General features: G+C 60.3%; 16 protein-coding genes. 13 read left to right on the top strand and 3 right to left on the bottom strand.

Annotated elements, in window-relative coordinates:
* The first annotated feature begins 16 nt into the window (after positions 1-16).
* Positions 17-964: an NAD(P)-dependent oxidoreductase gene (locus E4021_RS04800; protein ID WP_136456868.1), complete on the top strand. Its 948-nt coding sequence runs from the start codon at positions 17-19 to the stop codon at positions 962-964.
* A 9-nt stretch (positions 965-973) separates the two neighbouring features.
* On the top strand, positions 974-3,130 hold the full coding sequence (locus E4021_RS04795) for a S46 family peptidase (RefSeq protein ID WP_136456866.1): 2,157 nt from the start codon (positions 974-976) through the stop codon (positions 3,128-3,130).
* Between the two features lie 27 nt (positions 3,131-3,157).
* Here E4021_RS04795 and E4021_RS04790 read toward each other — a convergent pair whose 3' ends face one another.
* Positions 3,158-4,675, bottom strand: coding sequence for a T9SS type A sorting domain-containing protein (locus tag E4021_RS04790; protein WP_136456864.1), 1,518 nt, complete (start codon positions 4,673-4,675; stop codon positions 3,158-3,160).
* Between the two features lie 176 nt (positions 4,676-4,851).
* Here E4021_RS04790 and mdh point away from each other — a divergent pair, with 176 nt between their 5' ends.
* From mdh to E4021_RS04765, 5 genes are all read left to right on the top strand, one after another.
* Positions 4,852-5,787: a malate dehydrogenase gene (mdh, locus tag E4021_RS04785; RefSeq protein WP_136456862.1), complete on the top strand. Its 936-nt coding sequence runs from the start codon at positions 4,852-4,854 to the stop codon at positions 5,785-5,787.
* Positions 5,788-5,916: 129 nt separating this feature from the next.
* Positions 5,917-6,237, top strand: coding sequence for an ArsR/SmtB family transcription factor (locus E4021_RS04780; protein WP_099104931.1), 321 nt, complete (start codon positions 5,917-5,919; stop codon positions 6,235-6,237).
* Between the two features lie 88 nt (positions 6,238-6,325).
* Positions 6,326-7,864, top strand: a complete 1,539-nt coding sequence (gene guaA, locus E4021_RS04775) for a glutamine-hydrolyzing GMP synthase (RefSeq protein ID WP_136456860.1) — start codon at positions 6,326-6,328, stop codon at positions 7,862-7,864.
* Complete coding sequence (locus E4021_RS04770; RefSeq protein WP_136456858.1) at positions 7,821-9,329, top strand: ABC transporter substrate-binding protein; 1,509 nt, start codon at positions 7,821-7,823, stop codon at positions 9,327-9,329. The genes guaA and E4021_RS04770 overlap by 44 nt, the downstream gene beginning before the upstream one ends.
* A 3-nt stretch (positions 9,330-9,332) precedes the next feature.
* Positions 9,333-10,232, top strand: coding sequence for a histone deacetylase family protein (locus E4021_RS04765; RefSeq protein WP_136456856.1), 900 nt, complete (start codon positions 9,333-9,335; stop codon positions 10,230-10,232).
* Here E4021_RS04765 and E4021_RS04760 read toward each other — a convergent pair.
* Together E4021_RS04760 and E4021_RS04755 are read right to left on the bottom strand one after the other, a co-directional pair.
* Positions 10,229-10,798, bottom strand: a complete 570-nt coding sequence (locus E4021_RS04760; protein WP_136456854.1) for a hypothetical protein — start codon at positions 10,796-10,798, stop codon at positions 10,229-10,231. The genes E4021_RS04765 and E4021_RS04760 overlap by 4 nt on opposite strands.
* A 12-nt stretch (positions 10,799-10,810) precedes the next feature.
* Positions 10,811-11,302: a sterol desaturase family protein gene (locus E4021_RS04755; RefSeq protein WP_136457284.1), complete on the bottom strand. Its 492-nt coding sequence runs from the start codon at positions 11,300-11,302 to the stop codon at positions 10,811-10,813.
* A gap of 307 nt (positions 11,303-11,609) precedes the next feature.
* Here E4021_RS04755 and E4021_RS04750 point away from each other — a divergent pair, with 307 nt between their 5' ends.
* From E4021_RS04750 to mraY, 6 genes are all read left to right on the top strand, one after another.
* Positions 11,610-12,089 carry a division/cell wall cluster transcriptional repressor MraZ gene (locus tag E4021_RS04750; RefSeq protein WP_136456852.1) on the top strand — a complete coding sequence of 160 codons (480 nt, stop codon included), beginning with the start codon at positions 11,610-11,612 and terminating at the stop codon, positions 12,087-12,089.
* Complete coding sequence (rsmH, locus tag E4021_RS04745) at positions 12,089-12,991, top strand: 16S rRNA (cytosine(1402)-N(4))-methyltransferase RsmH (RefSeq protein WP_136456850.1); 903 nt, start codon at positions 12,089-12,091, stop codon at positions 12,989-12,991. Before E4021_RS04750 ends, rsmH begins: the two co-directional genes overlap by 1 nt.
* A 152-nt stretch (positions 12,992-13,143) precedes the next feature.
* Positions 13,144-13,458 (top strand): FtsL-like putative cell division protein, encoded by a 315-nt coding sequence (locus tag E4021_RS04740; protein ID WP_136456848.1) that lies wholly within the window; start codon positions 13,144-13,146, stop codon positions 13,456-13,458.
* Positions 13,459-13,505: 47 nt separating this feature from the next.
* Positions 13,506-15,629 carry a penicillin-binding transpeptidase domain-containing protein gene (locus E4021_RS04735; protein ID WP_136456846.1) on the top strand — a complete coding sequence of 708 codons (2,124 nt, stop codon included), beginning with the start codon at positions 13,506-13,508 and terminating at the stop codon, positions 15,627-15,629.
* Between the two features lie 3 nt (positions 15,630-15,632).
* Complete coding sequence (locus E4021_RS04730; protein ID WP_136456844.1) at positions 15,633-17,111, top strand: UDP-N-acetylmuramoyl-L-alanyl-D-glutamate--2,6-diaminopimelate ligase; 1,479 nt, start codon at positions 15,633-15,635, stop codon at positions 17,109-17,111.
* Positions 17,101-18,357, top strand: a complete 1,257-nt coding sequence (gene mraY / locus E4021_RS04725) for a phospho-N-acetylmuramoyl-pentapeptide-transferase (RefSeq protein ID WP_136456842.1) — start codon at positions 17,101-17,103, stop codon at positions 18,355-18,357. Before E4021_RS04730 ends, mraY begins: the two co-directional genes overlap by 11 nt.
* Positions 18,358-18,360 lie beyond the last annotated feature (3 nt).

Below are 18,360 nucleotides of genomic sequence, written 5' to 3'. Positions count from 1 at the left end.
ATAGTACCTTGCGACCATGAACGTTATCTTTTTGGACCCCGACGCGCATCCCTTTCTGCGCGAGCAACTGGAGGCGGACGGACACACCGTTGCCGTTCACAGCGCCTGCGACCGCGCCCGCGTGCTGCAATTGTTGCCGGATTACGACGGACTGATGATCCGGTCGCGCTTCAATATCGACCGGGAACTGCTGGACGCCGCCGGACCCCGCCTCAAATTCGTGGCGCGCTGGGGCGTGGGCACCGATCACATCGATCTAGAGTACGCCAGGAAGAAGGGCATTCAGGTATTCAACAGTCCTGAAGGCAGCAAACACACGGTCGCGGAACACACCGTAGGGATGCTGCTGATGCTGCTCAACCACCTGGGTCGGGCCGACCGACAGGTGCGGGCCGGAGAGTGGGTACGCCGCGGTAACGTCGGTACGGAACTCCAGTTTCTGACGGTAGGCCTGGTGGGCTACGGCAACATGGGGCAGATGACGGCGCGCCGGCTGAGCGGATTCGGATGCCGGGTAATCACGCACGACAAATACCGGACCGACTACGGTGATGAGTTCGCCGAGGCCGTGAGCCTGGAAACCCTGCAGCGGGAGGCCGACGTCGTTAGCCTGCACATATTCCTGGAAGGCAACCACTACTATGCCAACCGCGAGTGGTTTGCCGCCTTCGCTAAACCCGTCTATCTGATCAATACCGCCCGTGGACTGCTGGTCAATACCGTCGACCTGGTAAACGCCATGGAAGCAGGACGCGTACTGGGCGCCGCCCTCGACGTCAACGAGTATGAAGAGCAGAGTTTCGTCAGACTCTCCCCGGATGAATTGCCCGAAGCGTACCAGTACCTCCGTCGAAGCGACCGCACTGTGCTTACGCCCCACATTGCCGGCTGGAGTCACGAAGCGGAAGAAGGGCACGCCCGTACCCTATACCAAAAGATAACTGCCGCGTTTACCCATTTATAAGCCCCAACCATGCCCAACCGAATTCTTTTTGCCTTACTGCTCGTACTGTCTGCCTGCACCCTCCGCGCCGGGGGTGGCATGTGGCTCCCCCTCCTGCTGGAAAACCTCAACGAGGAGGAAATGCAGGCGATGGGAATGGAAATTACCGCCGAGGATATTTACAGCATCAACCGCGGCAGCCTCAAGGACGCCATCGTGCATTTCGGCGGATTTTGCACCGGAGAGGTAATCAGCGACCGCGGCCTCGTGCTCACGAATCACCACTGCGGGTACGGTGCCATTCAGGACCACTCTACCCTGGAGCACAACTACCTCGAAGACGGTTTCTGGGCGATGAACCTCGCCGAGGAGTTGCCCAATAAGGGACTGTTCGTAACCTTTATCGATCGCATCGAAGACGTCACCGACCAAATCCTGGCTGGCGTGGCGGAAGACGCCACCGAAAAGGAGCGGGCGCGGATAGTCCAGGAAAACACCGCCAATTACAAATCGGGCCTCTCGCTAGGGGAATTTGAAGAGGTGCTTGTCAAGCCCTTTTATGAGGGAAACCGGTACTTTGCCTTCGTGACCAAAACTTACCGCGACATCCGGCTGGTGGGGGCACCCCCATCGTCCATTGGTAAATTCGGAGCCGATACCGACAACTGGGAATGGCCGCGGCACACGGGTGATTTCAGTCTGTTCCGCATCTACACGGCCCCGGACGGCACCCCGGCCGAGTACGCGCCGGAAAACGTTCCGCTGGTGCCCCGGCAGCATCTGGAGATCAGTCTGGCCGGCACCCAGCCCGGAGACTTTTCCATGATCTTCGGCTTTCCCGGCACCACCGACAGCTATCTTCCCGCGGCGGCCATGCAGCAGCGTACGGAGGTCATCAACCCCATCCGCATCGGGATGCGTGACCGGAGTCTGGCGGTGATCGATAGTGCAATGCGGGCCAACCCCCAGATCAAAATCGACTACGCCAGCAAGCAGGCCCGCATCGCCAACGCCTGGAAGAAGTGGCGGGGGGAAAGCCAGGGCGTGGAAGCCGTACGCGCCGTAAGCGAACGACAGGCCTTTGAACGGGAATTCCTGCAGCGCCTGGCCGGAAAGCCGACCGCCCAGCAACAGTACGGAAACTTGCTGCCGCAACTCGAAGCCCTCTACCGGGAACGGGAACCCCTGGAAGTGACGCGGGCGTATCTGGGGGAGATCAACTACAACGTAGACCTCTTCCGCATCGCGAACGTACTGGCCGCAGAAATCCGCCGGGCCGACAGTAACGGCCCCGAGGCCTTCCGGGAACGGGTGCCCGCGCTATTGGAATACCTGGAGGGGTTCTACAAGGGGTACAGTCCAGAAGTGGACCGGGAGGTGGCCAGGGCCCTGCTCAATGCCTACTATACCAATGTGCCGGCCGATCACCGCTCGGTGTTCGTAGAGGACCAGCTGGCCTTTGCCGCCTCATACGATGCCCTCATCAACGATTTATTCGACCACAGTTACCTGACGCGCGGCGAGCGGCTCACCGATCTGCTGCGTACCGACCCGGATGCCTTTCTGGAGAGCGTGCGGGGGGACCGGGCTTTCCAGTTCGTCCGTTTGATGAACGGCTACAACGAAGCCCACATTATTGATCCCTACAACGCCTATGCTGAACGGATCAACGGCCTTCAACGCCAGTACATGGACGGCCTGCTGCGCTTCTTCCCCGAGCGCAACCTGTACCCGGACGCCAACAGCACCCTGCGGGTCAGCTACGGCAAGTACGAAGGGTTCACCGGCCTGGAAGGCGAAACCTTTGACTACCTGACCTACCTCGATGGCGTGATCGCCAAGTACCAACCGGGCGATTACGAGTTTGACTTGCCGGCGCGGTTGCTGGAGTTGTACGAGGCCCGGGATTATGGCCCTTATGCAACGGCGGACGGCAAGATGCCGGTCTGCGTTCTCGGCTCCAACCACACCACCGGCGGCAACAGCGGGAGTCCGGCCCTCAACGCGAAGGGACAGTTGGTGGGACTGAATTTCGACCGGACCTGGCAAAGTACGATGTCGGACGTGTATTACGATCCCAGCATCTGCCGCAACATCATGGTCGATATCCGGTATGTACTCTTCCTGATCGACAAACTGGGCGGAGCACCCCACCTGATTGAGGAGATGACGGTGGTGGGGCGATAAGCTCTCAGACTACCATACTGATCACCTTTAGGGGGTGATGACGATACGCCGGGTCACCAGTCGGTCATCAAGGCGCAGGCGGACGAAGTACAAGCCTGCCGGCAATCCGGCGACGGGTAATGACGCGGTGAAGTGATCGCCCACCCGGCGGCGGGGTTGGTCGGCAATGATCCGGCCGGAGGGGTCGATGAGTTGCAGGGTAAGTTCTCCACCCGATTTTATACCCGTGCCCCGGACGGTTAGTTGTCCCTGTGCGGAAGCGGGGTTGGGGGAAATGGTGATGCCCGCGTCCAGTTCGGGGTCCACCGTAGCGGTAGTGTAAGCCCCGTTGCGGAAGCGCTGTATGTCGCTGAAGGAGCCGCTCACGTCGTAGCGGTTCACGGGCCGTACCCGCCAGTAGTACCGCGTATTGGGGTTAAGGATATCGGTAACCACCGCCGAGGTGTCGGAAGTGAAGAAGGAGGTGAACACCGAACCGTTGAAGTTTTGGCTGATGTGCAATTGCACGAGGTAGAAATCGGCGTTCGGCACGCTGTTCCAGACCAGCTGCATGCTGTCGGAGAACTGCACCGTCTCGTTCTGCGCGGGGCTCAGGAGGGTCACGTCTTCGGCGCGGGCCGCGGTGAAGGTGGGGGTGGTGCGGCTTTCCAGACCGACGCGCCCGCCCAAATTGGTATTCATGGCCGTGATCTGGGAGGGGGAGAAGGACTCCACGCAGCCATCGTAGGCGTAGCTCATGATATTCTCGGCCGATACGGCAAAGCGGGTAGAATCGGGGTCCAGCAGGCTATCGGGGTAGATGCCTAGGGAATTGCACCGCCACCGCTCGGGCAGGTAGTCGGGGGCGGTGTCGCAGAATCCATCGGCCGCGTCCTCGCAGTTGCTGCCGTCCACGCGTTCCACTTCCACGGTGCGGCCGTTGAAGTTGAGGGTGGTGGGGGCGGGCTTGTCGAAAGCGTCGACGTTGGAAATCTTGTCTTTGCTTTCCCAGCCGTAAAAGGTGTGGGGCAGCCCGAAGAAGTGGCCCACCTCGTGGCTCCAGGTGCGTTCACCCGGACTGATGCAGTTGATGCCGAGGGCGATGCCGTCACCGCGCCCGCTGTAGTACCCGCAGGCCCCGGCGGGGTTGCCGACGATGTAGCTGTTGACCGTATTTGGCCGGTTGAAGTTGGACATCAGGTCGGCCCCGGTGGAGAAGTCGTGGTCGTAGTAAAGGGTGCTGTTGAGGTAGTCGATATCGTTATCGATATAGAACCGCACGTTGATCTTGGCAAAGTCCTCGTTGAGCAACTCAAAGCTCTGCAGTACCGTGAGGGGGTCGGCGTATCCAGCGCCGTTGTCGTCGCCGACCAGGGTAAGGTGCACGGGGACGAATTTGACGTCCAGAGACTTGGGAATAGGCTTTATGTGACCGGCCTGGTAGGCATCGATCCAGGCGGAGCGACCATTGGTAGCGCAGCCGCGTATCACCTCCTGCGCGGTGGCCGGGGCGGAGACGAGGGCCGCGATGAAGAAAAGAAATACCGGAAGTAACCGTGCAAGCATGGAGGGGCGTTAAGGGTTTGGACGTAAATGTAGCCCGAGTACGCCGGCCTTTCCGTCACTGTGACGCCATTTGGGGCGGTAAGGCGAAATTTGGCTACTTTCGCCCAAGCCTTAAACATAATTCGCCGTCCAAACCTATTGGTGAGCAGGGGCGGAACAAAAAACGTAAGTAACTAATGAGTAAAGTAACCGTAGTCGGCGCCGGAAATGTAGGTGCCACCGTAGCCAACGTACTGGCCCACCAGGACCTCGTCCGGGAAGTAGTCGTACTCGACATCAAGGGCGACATGGCCCGGGGCAAGGCTCTCGACTCCTGGCAGCAGGCCAGCATCGACAACTACAGCACCCGACTGACCGGTACCGAGAACTACGCCGATACGGCCGACAGCGATATTGTAGTCATCACGGCCGGCATCCCCCGCAAGCCCGGGATGAGCCGCGACGACCTGATCTCGACCAACGCCAAGATCGTGACCATGGTGACCCGGTCGATCATGGAGCACTCCAAGAATCCCATCATCATTGTCGTGTCCAACCCACTCGACGTAATGACCCACGCCGCCTTCAAGGCCAGCGGTCTGCCCAGCAACCGCGTCTTCGGCATGGCCGGCATCCTGGATACGGCACGCTACCGCGCCTTCCTGGCTACCGCCCTCGACGTGAGCCCGAAGGACATCCAGGCCATGCTGCTCGGCGGCCACGGCGATACGATGGTGCCGCTGCCCCGCTACACCACCGTAAGCGGTATTCCCGTCACGGAAATGATCTCCGAGGAAGAACTCGACGCCATCGTCGACCGCACCAAGAAGGGTGGGGGAGAGCTGGTCAAGCTTATGGGTACCTCGGCCTGGTACGCACCCGGTGCCGCCGCCGCCCAGATGGTGGCCAGCATCATCCGCGACGAGAACCGCATCTTCCCCTGCTGCGCCAACCTGAACGGCGAGTACGGTATGTCGGACATTTTCCTCGGCGTCCCCGTGAAGCTGGGTAAGGAAGGCATCGTCGACATCATCGAACTGAAGCTCAACGAGGCCGAAATGGACCTCCTCAACACCAGCGCCGACCACGTCCGCGAGGTAATGGAAGTCTTTGAAGGCATGGATATCTCGTAATCCGGTGACCGGGATTGCCGTGCACCATCATACCACGAACCGGCGGGTGGTGCACGGCGGCCCCCTTCCCCGCCATACAACCCAATCGGGCCCAGGCTTGTATTGTACTGCAAGAACCACTGCCCCAGCATGAAACAGATCAAGCCTACCGTACTGAATCCACAGGAAGCCGAGAAACTGGAGCGCATCGCTTTCATTCTCAAAACGGTAGCCCACCCCCTGCGACTGGGGATCGTCCATCTGCTCGAACAGCACCCCCGCCTCAGCGTGACCAGCATTACCGACGCCCTGGAATCCGAGCAGTCGCTGGTCAGCCACCACCTGCAAACGATGAAACTCAAGGGCATCCTGAGCGCCAAGCGTGACGGCCGCTCGGTCATGTACTCCCTCAAGGAGCGCGACGTAAGCCTCATCATCGAGTGCCTGGAAAACTGCCAGTGCAATATGTAGGCCGGCCTCGCCCCGGATATTCTCCGCGCCTGCCAAAGTTCACGGCACCCGCGGCCCCGCCCAAAGCCCTTTGCGCTATATTTGCGCCATGACGGAAAAGGTGCTTATTCTCGACTTCGGCAGCCAGTATACTCAGCTCATTGCCCGCCGCATTCGGGAGTTGAACGTTTACAGCGAAATCGTCCCCTTCAACAAGATTCCCGACCTCGACGACAGCTACCGCGCCGTCATCCTGAGCGGCAGTCCGTTCAGCGTCCGCGAGGAACGGGCCCTGCATCCGGAACTCGAAAAGATCGTCGGCAAACTGCCCGTCCTGGGAATCTGCTACGGTGCCCAGTACATCGCCAACCACTACGGGGGCACCGTGAGCCGGAGCCTGAAGCGGGAGTACGGCAAGGCTAATCTTGGGCGCGTGCGCGGGTCCAGTGCCCTCTTCGAAGGCATTGAAACGGGGTCCCAGGTCTGGATGTCCCACGGGGATACGATCCAGGACCTCCCGGGAGGCTTTGAACTGCTGGCCTCCACGGCCGACGTGGAAGTAGCCGCCTTCGGCAGCGGCGACCGCTTCGCCCATCCGGTATACTGCATTCAGTTTCACCCGGAGGTGTACCACAGCCTCGATGGCAAGCAGCTGCTGGAGAACTTCGTCATCAACATCGCCGGTTGTACCGGAGATTGGACGCCGGCCCACTTCATCGAGCAAACGGTGGAGGAACTGCAGGAAAAAATCGGCGACGACCGCGTGCTGCTGGGACTGAGTGGAGGCGTCGACAGCTCGGTAGCGGCGATGCTGCTCCACCGGGCCATTGGCAACCGGCTGTTCTGCTTCTTCATCGACAACGGATTGCTCCGCAAGGGGGAATTTGAGGAGGTCGAACGCAGCTACGAAGGGATGGGCCTGAATGTGACGGCCATCGATGCCAAGCAGGAATTCTACACGGCCCTGGCCGGAGAGTCGGACCCCGAGAAAAAGCGCAAGGCCATCGGACGGGTGTTCATCGAGGTCTTCGAGCGCGAGGCCAAGAAGCTTACCAACATCAAGTATTTGGCGCAGGGTACCATTTACCCGGACGTCATTGAGAGCGTCAGCGTACACGGGCCCTCGGTCACCATCAAAAGCCATCACAACGTAGGGGGGCTGCCCGAGAAAATGGGCCTCAAGATTGTCGAGCCGCTCCGCAACCTGTTCAAGGACGAGGTACGCCGCGTAGGTTCGGAATTGGGCATGCCCCGCCACCTGATCGGCCGCCACCCCTTTCCCGGGCCGGGGCTGGCCATTCGCATCCTCGGCGATATCACCCCCGAAAAGGTGCGCCTGCTACAGGAGGCCGACGCGATCTACATCAACAAAATGCGCGAGTACGGGCTTTACGATCAGGTATGGCAAGCCGGCACTATTTTACTGCCCGTGCAATCCGTCGGCGTAATGGGCGACGAGCGCACTTATGAGCAGGCTGTCGCGTTACGGGCCGTAACCTCTACCGATGGAATGACGGCCGAATGGAGCCACCTGCCCTACGATTTTCTGGCCGCCGTCTCCAGTTCCATCATCAATAATGTAAAAGGAATTAACCGCGTCGTTTATGACATCAGTACCAAGCCGCCGGCTACCATCGAGTGGGAGTAGCCCCCTGTATTACTGCCTTCTGGCGCTACTGCTGACGACGGTCACCTCTTCCTGCGAACTCTTCCGCCCGGTAGACTCTACGCGTCCTACTACGGACACCCGTCCGCCGCGCGACGGAGAAGTGCTGGATCCCGTGCAGAGTCGCCGGGTCTTCGACGAGGAAACGGGCACCTACATCGAGGTGAACGCCCCCACCCAGCCCATGGACACCATTCAGTGGGCGGACCGCCAAACCACGCCCCCGATTGCCGAAGACGGTAGCCACGCCTACGTGCCACCGGCCGCCGCTGCCCCGGCCGCCCCGGGCCTGCCGCCCGTCACCCAGACCGGCACCGGCCGCAACGGTTCCCGTCTGCTGACCGGCTATGGCGTTGATTTCGTACTGCCGTTCCTGTCGGACCGCTACGGCGAGGAGGCCAACAAGATTGACCCCAACAGCCTCTGGGCCCTGCACTTTTACAGTGGTGCCGAACTGGCCCTGGAGGAGATCCAGAAGGGCAAAATCGCCTTTGACGCCCGCGTCCAGGACAGCCGCGCCAATCCGCGCAAGGTGCAGTCCATTCTGCAATCCCCGGAATACCAGCGCTCGCAACTCATCATCGGACCCTACCTGAAGGAAAACGTCACGCTGGTGGCCGAGGCCGTCCGCGGACAGGAGAAAGTGTTGATCTCGCCCTACAGCGCCGCCACCGGCGTCAGCGAAAAAAATACCAACTACATCCAGGTGAATCCTACCCTGGAGACCCACCTACGGCAGTTACTAGGTCATGCCTTCCGCACCCAGGGGGCCGACCGTATCGTGCTGGTGGCCAAGGAGGGGGACCAGGGCAGGCTGGCTTACTTTCAGGATGAATACCGCCTCCTCACCGGCGACAACGAGGTGGAGCCGCTGGAAGAACTGATCATCGGCAGCACGTTTCCGGACCTTACCCCCTACCTGCGCGGACGGCGCACGGTGTTCATGGTGCCGGTCTACCAGGACGAATCCTTCGTTTCCAACTTCCTCCGGCAAACCTACCAGGCGACCGTGGCGGAGCGTGGCGATAACGTAGCGGTCTACGGTCTGCCGCAGTGGGCCGATTTCGAAAGACTGAATCCGGCCTACGTGCAGGGTACCAACGTACACATCAGCAGCAGCATCTTCATCGATCCGCTCGACCCCCGCGTTCGGGAATTCCGGCACAAGTTCTACGACCGGTTCTCCACCCTGCCGCGCGACGAGGCCTACATCGGCTACGACGTGGCGCGCTACTTCCTGCGGATGGCCGCCAAGTACGGAACGCGCTTCCAGTTTTCACTGGAGGACAATCCCGAAACCATGCTGCACACCAGCTTCCGCTTTACACCGGTAGCCGTGATCCCGGCCGATGCGGCGAGTATGGAAGAGGCGGTGATCGACCGTTTCGAGAACACCTTCGTGAATATCCTGCGGTACACCGATTACTCCTACAAGCGGGTCAACTAAACCATGCGGGTCGCCTTCAGCCCCGTATATCGTTACCGACTGCCTGCGGGCCACCGGTTCCCGATGGACAAGTACACCCTCCTGCCGGAGCAACTTCTGTACGAGGGTACGGTCACCGAGAGCCAGTTCTTTACCGCCCAGCCACTGTCGGAGGAAGCAATCCTGCGGACCCACACGCCGGATTACTGGGCCAAGCTGCGGGATAACGGCCTGAGCCGGAAGGATGCCCGCGCGATCGGCTTCCCTATGCGGCCGGAACTGGTAGCGCGGGGGAGGATTATCGCCCGGGGCACCCTGGATTGTGCCCGCTTCGCCTTTCGCGACGGGGTAGCCCTCAACATCGCCGGCGGCACCCACCACGCCTTCGCCGACCACGGGGAAGGATTCTGCGTATTCAACGACATCGCGATAGCGGCCAACGAACTGCTGCATGCGGGCGAGGTAAACCGCATCCTGATCGTGGACCTGGACGTGCACCAGGGCAACGGCACGGCACGCATCTTCCGGGATGAGCCCCGGGTATTCACTTTCAGTATGCACGGCGCGCGCAATTATCCCGCGCGAAAGGAACAATCGGATCTCGACATCGGCCTGCCCGACCAAACCGGCGATGAGATCTACCTCGATACCCTGCGTTGGCACCTACCGGGGCTGCTGGACGGCCTCAAGCCTGACCTGGTCTTTTACCTGAGCGGGGTTGACGTACTGCAGACCGACAAGTTGGGCCGATTGGGAATGACGGTCCAGGGATGCAAGGAGCGGGACCGCTTCGTATTGGAGGCTTGTCACCGCCGGAATCTGCCGGTGGCCGTCAGTATGGGAGGAGGATACAGCGACCGGCTGGCTACGATTATTGAAGCCCACGCCAACACCTTTCGCGTGGCGGCGAGCCTGTACGACTAACGGAAGTAGAGCATCAGCGCGATGAGAGCGGCCACTACCAGTCCTACGGCCAGCAGGGGGAACTGGCTGTTGCGGTACTTATCCACCAACCGTTCCAGCGCTTCGTTCCAGGTCAGCCGGGTGCCCAGGGCCTCGCGGCAGAAAAAGAGATAGCGTTCCGTGATGTTGGCGGCGTTGCCGTGGCGGCGCAGAATCAGGAAATCTTCGTCCAAAAAGGCCAGCTCGTAGAGGAAGCTGTCGCGCATCACGCTCTGGCCGATGATGATGCGTTCCCCACTTTCTTCCACTTCGTAGGCCTGGGCGTCGACCTTACCGTCGATCACCACGCGGATCTCTCCGCGCATGTAGTCCTGAAAAGTGTAAAGCTGAACCTCGGTGGCACCGGGGCGGTCGGTCATTCTGACCCAGTTGACGGTGTAGAGCGGACTGTCTTCCGGTAGCAAGTTGGGCTCACCGAACTGCGCTACGGCGGGCAGTACGCTCTCGATCATTTCCTCGAGGGTAGCGTACTCGGGGAGTTGCAGGTTAAAGGGTTCGGCAATCTTGTCTAGGAGGCGATCGTCCATACGGACGCTAAATTACGCCTTAGTCTCCTGTCGGGCCCAATCCGTGCGTTTTCCGAAGTATTTGCGGGCTACGACGAGGAGTCCGAAGCTCTCGGCGCCATCCTTTTCGGTGATGGCGTGGTGGTGACCGTGCGCGCGCAGGATGGCACGGCTGTATTTGTTGTCGAGCTGCCGGAACCAGGAAAAGCGCCGGTGGATATAGACGTCGTGGATCAGGAAATAGATGGCCCCGTAAATGCTGATTCCGACGCCCACGAACGTGAGCCAGAACCAGCCAGATACATTAAGACCTATTATATAGGACGCGGCGCTGGGTATGGCGAAGACCAGAAAGAACAGGTCGTTCTTTTCGAAGAACCCCTCCTTGTCGTGGTGCGGCCGGTGGTGGTCTTCGTGCCAGTTCCAGAGCAAGCCATGCATCAGGTACTTATGGGCCGCCCAGGCTACGAATTCCATGCCGGCTACGGTGGCGAGGGTGATGAGGATATACAGCAGGACTTCCATACGGAGGTCAAACAGCGGCAGGGAAGGATGGTTTACCCACTTTTTACCACCACCCAGTCCCCGTACTCCGTTGCGCAACTCACAACATTTTGCGTTCTCTACCGGAAACTACCTACACTTCCGTAAGCGATAAGCGAATAATCGGCGCGCTTACAACAGTATGCTTTCAGGGCGTGGCGGTACGGATGGGACGGGAAGAGAAAGTCACCACAATCGGCCAAAAAAAGTGGTGAAAAGTGGGAGGAAGTGGTACAAGGTGTTACCTTAGCGCATACGGTAGGTAAGCGTACCTGCTGTCGATTGATTTATGGCACAACAGTATGATTTGCTGGGCGAGTATTACGTAGCGCTTGATTCCAAGGGCCGTTTTCGTCTTCCCAGTGGACTGCTGAAAGCGCTCGGTGATCGCGATACCTTGAAGTTTGTCGTCAACCGCGGATTTGATAACAGTCTCACCCTTTACCCGAAGCCGGTATGGGACACGATCAAGGCCGAAGTGGACGCGCTCAACAAGTTTAACCAGAAGAACCTCCGGTTTACCCGGCTCTTCTACCGCGGCGCCACGGAGCTTGTCCCCGATTCAGCCGACCGGCTGCTGCTTCCCAAGCAGTTGCTGGCCTGGGCCCGGACCGACAAGAACCTGGTGTTAAATGCCATGAACGATCGCATTGAAATATGGGCGGAAGCCGAATACGAAGCGCTGTTCAGCGAGGAGAATGAAGATTACTCCCAGCTGGCAGAGGAAGTACTCGGTGGTTCACGTCACGAGGTACCGGAGTCGGCATAATGGCCTACCACGTACCCGTACTGGCCGGCGAAAGCGTCGGTCTGCTGAACCTCCGCCCGGGAGGAGTTTACGTTGATGCTACCTTCGGTGGCGGCGGCCACAGTCGCTTTATCCTCGAACAGGCGGGGTCGAAAGACATTCGTCTCTTCGGCTTTGACCAGGATGAAGAAGCTGCAGCCAATGCCCTGGACGACAGCAGATTTACCTTCGTAGCCGCCAACTTTCGCAACCTGACCAACTTTCTGCGACTCTACGGAGTCGACCGGATTGACGGCCTGCTGGCCGACCTGGGGGTTTCCAGCCACCAGTTCGATCAGGCCGAGCGCGGGTTCAGCTTTCGGTTCGACGCCGAGCTGGATATGCGCATGGGAGCGATCGCCGACCGCACGGCCGCCGACGTAGTGAATAACTACAGTCCGGAGGACCTGCAGAAGGTGTTTGGTGAATACGGCGAAGTACGCAACGCCCGTTCCCTGGCCTTGGCCATCGCCGAAGCCCGGGAACAATCACCCATTGCCACCATTGAGGATTTCCTGCAGGTGGTGAACCCCTGGGTAAGAGGGCAGCGCCCGCGCTATCTGGCGCAGGTGTTTCAGGCACTTCGCATTGAGGTTAACGATGAGATCGGCGCACTTTCTGATTTATTGGCACAAGCCACCGACTTACTGATACCAACACACGGCCGACTCAGCGTGATCAGCTATCATTCACTGGAGGATCGCATCACCAAAAACTTTCTCAAAACCGGTAACGCGGAAGGAATCGTGAACAAGGATTTTTACGGGAAAATTGACCGCCCTTACAAAGTCCTCACGAAGAAACCCGTTTTACCATCCGCCGAAGAAATTCGGCAAAACTCCCGGGCCCGTAGCGCTAAACTGCGGGCGGGGGAACGACTCTGAGCGTCGCCGTTGGCCGATGGCCTTCCGAAGTGCACCGCACTTCGGAAGGCTCGTCGGGGCGTCGGTAAGCAGTCAGGTAGTTAAGAGGCTAGCATTTATTCGGTCATTTTGACCGGGGGAATACAACCAGCCAGCTAAAGGTGTGAAGTGATATGGCAGCAAAACGCAAGCGCGCCACGGTACCCTCCGTGCCCGCCCTCATTCTGGATAACCTGGGTTACCTCTCCTTTTTGGGAGTGCTCGCCCTGCTGTATATCGGCAACGCCCACTACGCGGAATACAACGTCCGGCGCATCCAGGAACTCGAATCCGATATCAAGGAAAAACGCTGGCTATACATGTCGCTCGAAAGCGAGAACATGTACAACGGACTGCGCTCCGAAGTGGTCGACCAGGTCCGTCCGGCCGGATTGCGGTTGCACCGCGGCAAGCCCAAAAAGATCTACGCTCCTCCGCGGGCCAAATAAGCACAGACCTTTCACCACTTTCCCCCTAATCTCCTTATCAACCCGACGTGGCCGTCAATTTTAAAGACGAGGTTCTCATCCGCATCTTCGCCATCCTGGCGGTGACCATCGTGCCGGTGGCTGCGCTGCTGATGTACCGTACGGTAGACATCGCGGTGCTGCGGCAGGCGGAATTTCAGGAGCTGGGTCAGGAACGCTTCCGCATCGTCACCGTGCAGGCCGAGCGCGGCAACATCTACAGTCATAACGACAACCTGCTGGCCACTTCGGTGCCCTACTTCAGCCTGCACTTCGATCCCTACGTGGCGAGTCCGCGCGACTACTACGACAACATCGACAGCCTGGCCCTGCTGCTGTCCCGCCACGTCGACAACGACCACACGCCCGGGGCCTGGCGCGACAGCCTGCTGATGATGCGCGACAGCGCCGGTGGCGTTGCCAATCACTACTTCAAACTGGCCGAAAGCGTGAGCTACAGCGAGCTGTCGCGCATTCGCAAGTTCCCCATCTTCAACCAGGGCCGTATGGGCGGCGGCCTGATCGTAGAAAAGCGGGCGGCCCGCAAGCGGCCCTTCGGTTGGCTGGCCCGGCGTACCATCGGATACAGCCGCGAGGGCGGTGCCCGGGTCGGACTGGAAGGTGCCTTCGATGAGCAACTTGCCGGCGAGAGCGGCAAACAGGAGATGTTTAACATGGGCGGCGGCATCTGGCTGCCCACCGACAACCTGGCCATCGTGGAGCCCACCTCGGGCGCCAACGTCTATACCACCCTGGACGTCAACATTCAGGACATCACCGAGAATGCCCTAGAGAACGGACTGCTCCGGCACCGCGCCGAATGGGGAGCGGCCATCGTGATGGACGTGAAGACCGGCGCCATCCGCGCCATGGCTAATCTTGGTGCGGTGAACGCCCGACGCAACCGCTACGCCGAGCAGTACAACTATGCCATCTCGCGCTCCAACGAGCCCGGATCGACCTTCAAACTGGCCACCATGATGGCCCTGCTGGAAGATGGCTACGTGGACCTCGACAGCGAAGTGGACGTTGAGAACGGCGTCAAGAAATTTTACGACCTGACCATGGAAGACGCCAGCAGCCAGAGCCGCGGCTGGCGCGTCATCTCGGTGCGCGATGCCTTCGAGCAGTCGTCCAACGTGGGTATGGCCAAACTGGTCGACAGTCTGTACAAGGAAAATGAATTTACGGAGCGCCTGCGCGGTTTCCACCTCGACAGTGAGAGCGGCATCGAGCTGGAAGGCGAACGCGCGCCTTTCCTGAACGACACCAGTCGGGCTGAATTCTCCGGCATTTCCCGCGCGTGGATGGCCATCGGGTACGAGAGCCGGCTGACCCCCCTGCAGATGCTGACCTTCTATAACGCAGTGGCCAACGGCGGCCGTCTGATGAAGCCCTACCTGGTCACCCAGGTGGAGCGCGGCGGCCGAATCCTGGAGGAATACAAGCCCACGGTCATCGACAAGCAGATCGCCAGTCCGGAAACCATCGAGCAATTGCAGTCGCTCCTGGAAGGGGTAGTAGAGCGCGGCACGGCCAAGCGCCTGAAGTCCGATCAATATCGCTTCGCCGCCAAAACCGGCACCAGCCAGCAGAACTACGGGCAACGCAACCACAAGAAGGAATACCAGGCCAGCTTCGCCGGTTACTTTCCGGCCGAAAATCCTACCTACAGCATCATCGTCGTCGTCAAGGACCCCAGCAACGGCGCCTACTACGGCGGTGACGTGGCCGGACCGATCTTCAAAGAGATCGCCGACAACATCTACAATAGCATGATCGAGGTGCACGAGCCCCTCAACCGCGGCCCGCGGCCGGTGCTCTACGCGGGAGAATTGCCGAGTCGCGACGCCGGCTACCTTCCCGAGCTGCTCACCGTACTCGATTACGTAAACGTCGCCATCGATACACTACCGAAGTCCGAACTTGCGGTGGTCAGCGCCAGCGACGAGGCCGTGGAGCTTTCCGCGATCCATCCGGCCGGACAACAATTTCCCAACGTGCGGGGCATGCGCCTGCGCGACGCCCTGTACGTGCTGGAAAACGACGGCTACACCGTGCACCCCCGCGGGGTGGGGCGGGTAGTCAATATGCGCTGGCAAAGCGACGGCAACGGAAAGCGTGGCCGCGACGTAGAACTTATCCTCCGATAAATCATGCAACTCGATCACCTCATATCTCCGCTTGACGTGCGCTCCCTGATTGGGGAGACGGCCGGCCGCGAGGTGACGGGCATCGCCTTCGACAGTCGGCGGGTGCAGGAGGGATCCCTCTTCGTAGCCGTCCGCGGAACCCGCGTCGACGGGCACGACTACATTGAGCAGGCGCTGCACGCAGGTGCAGTAGGCGTAGTGGCGGAGCAAGGTAGGTTGGCACCGGATACGCTGTCCGAAACCGGGGCGGCGGCCATCTTCGTTGACGACTCTACCGCCGCGCTGGCCCGCCTGGCCGATGCCTGGTACGGTTCGCCGAGCCGGGAAATGACGCTGGTGGGCGTCACCGGCACCAACGGAAAGACTACGGTAACCACGCTGCTGTACGAACTCTACACCCAACTGGGTTTCCGGGCAGGGCTGCTTTCGACCGTAGAGATTCGGATCGGTGCTGAGAAGCGCCCCGCCACCCACACCACGCCCGACGCGCTGGCCATCCACGGCAACCTGGCCGAAATGCGCGACGCCGGAGTGGACTACGTGTTCATGGAAGTAAGCAGCCATGCGGTGCACCAACAGCGTACCCTGGGACTGGACTTCAACGGAGGAGTGTTCACTAACCTGAGTCACGACCACCTGGACTACCACGGCACCTTTGCCGAGTACATCAAAGCCAAAAAGGGCTTCTTCGATCAACTGCCCGCCGGGGCCTTCGCCTTGATTAACGCCGACGACCGTCGCAGCGGGGTGATGGTGCAGAACACCGCCGCCCGCGTGTACCGCTACAGCCTGCGCTCGAACGTAGATTTTCACGCCCGCCTCGTCGGGAATACCCCGCAGGGATTGCAACTCGACCTGGGCGGTACCGAAGTATTCTTCAAACTGCTCGGCAGATTCAACGCCTACAACCTGCTGGCCGCGTACGGCACCGCCATTTTGCTCGGTGCTGACAGCCAGGAAGTGCTGATCGCCCTGAGCGCCCTGCGCGGCGCCGAAGGACGCCTGGAGCACGTGTACGATCCGGAGGGGCGCATCACCGCTCTCGTCGATTATGCCCACACACCGGACGCCCTGCGCAACGTGCTGGAAACCCTGCGCGCCCTGCTGCCGGAAGGCCACCGGCTGGCCTGCGTGGTGGGGGCCGGGGGCGACCGCGACCGCGGCAAACGCCCCGAAATGGCCCGCATCGCCGCCGAACTGGCCGATCAGGTGGTGCTGACCACCGACAACCCGCGCTCGGAATCGCCCGAAGCGATACTGGACGAAATGGAAGCCGGGGTTCCCCCGGCCGCCGCCCGCCGCGTACTGCGCATCACCGACCGCCGCCAGGCCATCCGTACGGCGGTTCGCCTCGGATTCGAGGTGCTGCTCGTTGCCGGCAAGGGCCACGAAACCTACCAGGAGATCAAGGGCGAGCGATTGCCCTTCGACGACCGGCAGGAATTAGCGAACGCCCTTAAAGAATACGCCGGTGTTAATTGAACTCTTCGAGTGGCTAAAGGCCACCTTCGGTGATTTTCCGGGCGCCAACCTGCTCGACTTCCTCAGTGTACGCACGGGGTCGGCCATCATCGTATCCCTGCTGCTGAGCATCGTTACCGGTGGGCGGATCATCCGCTACCTGCGCCGGCAACAAATCGGGGAATCGGTACGCGACCTCGGCCTGGAGGGACAAATGGAAAAGAAGGGCACCCCGACCATGGGCGGCCTGATTATCCTGCTGGCCATCCTTCTGCCGTGTCTGCTGTTCGCCCGTCTCGACAACGTCTACCTGCTCACCATGCTGGTGGCTACTGTCTGGATGGGCGCCATTGGCTTCGTCGACGACTACCTGAAGATCAAGCGCAAGAACAAGGATGGCCTGGCCGGTAAATTCAAGGTGATGGGCCAGATTGGGCTCGGGCTGCTCATCGCGCTCATCATGCTCTTCAACGAGCAGGTGGTCGTGCGTATGACCGTGGCCGAGGCCGAATCGGTCGGCATCACGGATGCCCAGCGGGTGGGGGACGTTTCGGCGGTCACTCTCTCCAACGGTGCCGTATTGGAACGCGCTAACTACCAGACCACCCTGACCAACGTGCCCTTCCTGAAGAACGGCGTTATGACCTACGCCGACGTCTTCAACATCGGCCGCCAGCTGGTCTGGATCATCTTTATCCCCCTGATCGTTTTCATCGTTACCGCCGTGTCCAACGCGGCCAACCTGACCGACGGCCTGGACGGCCTGGCTACCGGTACCTCGGCCATCGTGGCCGCCACCCTGGCCGTCTTTGCCTACGTCGGTAGTAACGCCATAGCCGCCAACTACCTGGGCATTTTGCACCTGCCGGGGACGCAGGAACTGATTGTCTTCAGCGGCTGTCTCGTGGGCGCCTGCCTCGGCTTCCTGTGGCATAACAGTTATCCGGCCGCGGTATTCATGGGCGACACGGGCTCGCTGGCCCTCGGTGGCATCATCGCTGCCCTGGCTATTCTGCTGCGCAAGGAATTGCTGATCCCTATTCTCTGCGGCATTTTCGTGATCGAGAACGTATCCGTCATGGCGCAGGTGGGCTACTTTAAGTACACCCGCAAGAAGTATGGCGAAGGGCGCCGGATCCTGCGCATGTCACCCCTGCACCACCATTACCAGAAAGCGGGAATGTCCGAAGTCAAGATCGTGATCCGCTTCTGGATCATCGGTATCCTGCTCGCCGTAGCCACCATTCTTACCCTCAAATTCCGCTAATCC

Origin of the sequence: Neolewinella litorea (genome assembly GCF_004803465.1) — a bacterium.
Taxonomy (GTDB): domain Bacteria; phylum Bacteroidota; class Bacteroidia; order Chitinophagales; family Saprospiraceae; genus Neolewinella; species Neolewinella litorea.
Note: the sequence above shows the minus strand (reverse complement) of the source record. Positions and strands in the feature narration are given on the sequence as shown.

Coding starts and splice junctions, on each gene's coding strand:
- E4021_RS04730 (WP_136456844.1), top strand. CDS start 15,633: ATGCAACTCGATCACCTCATATCTCCGCTTGACGTGCGCTCCCTGATT.
- E4021_RS04740 (WP_136456848.1), top strand. CDS start 13,144: ATGGCAGCAAAACGCAAGCGCGCCACGGTACCCTCCGTGCCCGCCCTC.
- E4021_RS04780 (WP_099104931.1), top strand. CDS start 5,917: ATGAAACAGATCAAGCCTACCGTACTGAATCCACAGGAAGCCGAGAAA.
- E4021_RS04770 (WP_136456858.1), top strand. CDS start 7,821: ATGACATCAGTACCAAGCCGCCGGCTACCATCGAGTGGGAGTAGCCCC.
- E4021_RS04760 (WP_136456854.1), bottom strand. CDS start 10,798: ATGGACGATCGCCTCCTAGACAAGATTGCCGAACCCTTTAACCTGCAA.
- E4021_RS04765 (WP_136456856.1), top strand. CDS start 9,333: ATGCGGGTCGCCTTCAGCCCCGTATATCGTTACCGACTGCCTGCGGGC.
- E4021_RS04800 (WP_136456868.1), top strand. CDS start 17: ATGAACGTTATCTTTTTGGACCCCGACGCGCATCCCTTTCTGCGCGAG.
- guaA (WP_136456860.1), top strand. CDS start 6,326: ATGACGGAAAAGGTGCTTATTCTCGACTTCGGCAGCCAGTATACTCAG.
- E4021_RS04790 (WP_136456864.1), bottom strand. CDS start 4,675: ATGCTTGCACGGTTACTTCCGGTATTTCTTTTCTTCATCGCGGCCCTC.
- mdh (WP_136456862.1), top strand. CDS start 4,852: ATGAGTAAAGTAACCGTAGTCGGCGCCGGAAATGTAGGTGCCACCGTA.
- rsmH (WP_136456850.1), top strand. CDS start 12,089: ATGGCCTACCACGTACCCGTACTGGCCGGCGAAAGCGTCGGTCTGCTG.
- E4021_RS04750 (WP_136456852.1), top strand. CDS start 11,610: ATGGCACAACAGTATGATTTGCTGGGCGAGTATTACGTAGCGCTTGAT.
- E4021_RS04795 (WP_136456866.1), top strand. CDS start 974: ATGCCCAACCGAATTCTTTTTGCCTTACTGCTCGTACTGTCTGCCTGC.
- E4021_RS04755 (WP_136457284.1), bottom strand. CDS start 11,302: ATGGAAGTCCTGCTGTATATCCTCATCACCCTCGCCACCGTAGCCGGC.